1 protein-coding gene is annotated in these 519 nt (G+C 49.1%); it reads right to left on the reverse strand.

Annotated elements, in window-relative coordinates:
• Positions 1–519 (reverse strand): trypsin-like serine protease (locus F0L74_RS34785; protein ID WP_149842253.1); only part of this gene is annotated, 519 nt, incomplete at both ends.

Raw genomic sequence — 519 nt, forward strand, 5'->3', positions numbered from 1 at the left:
GCAGAGTTTTCGATAATCCAGTTCGTGTAATCGCTGATGCCGGTACCGGCCAGAGGGTACTCGTTATTAGCATCAGACTCCCCGAAGGATATTAGACTGATCAAAGCGTTCTGATAGAAAACGGGAGCACCAACGTCACGGGTAAAAAAGTCACGACCGCCCTCCCTGGGTAAGCCAAAGCAAAGCATCGTATTGGTAACTTCCCTGTCTTCGTATTTGCTCCTACAGGTGTATCGGTCTACTGTGGTGAGGCTCAGACCGTATAGGTTATCGTCGGTAACTGCACCTCCTTGCGGAGTGTTTCCCCAACCGATGAGATCGACGCTTAAGCGAGGGGGCACATATACTCCTTGAAGGATGACTGAGGCTTGTTGTATATTACCACCAAGGGTGACTGCTGAACTAAGACGGACAACGGAAATATCGCTGGCCATATTCGTAGGATCGAATGAGTGATGGTTATTGGCAAGTAACACATTCACGATCAAGCCGCCTTCATTTCGTATGTCAGAACCGAGG

The organism is Chitinophaga agrisoli (assembly GCF_008386695.1).
GTDB lineage: Bacteria > Bacteroidota > Bacteroidia > Chitinophagales > Chitinophagaceae > Chitinophaga > Chitinophaga agrisoli.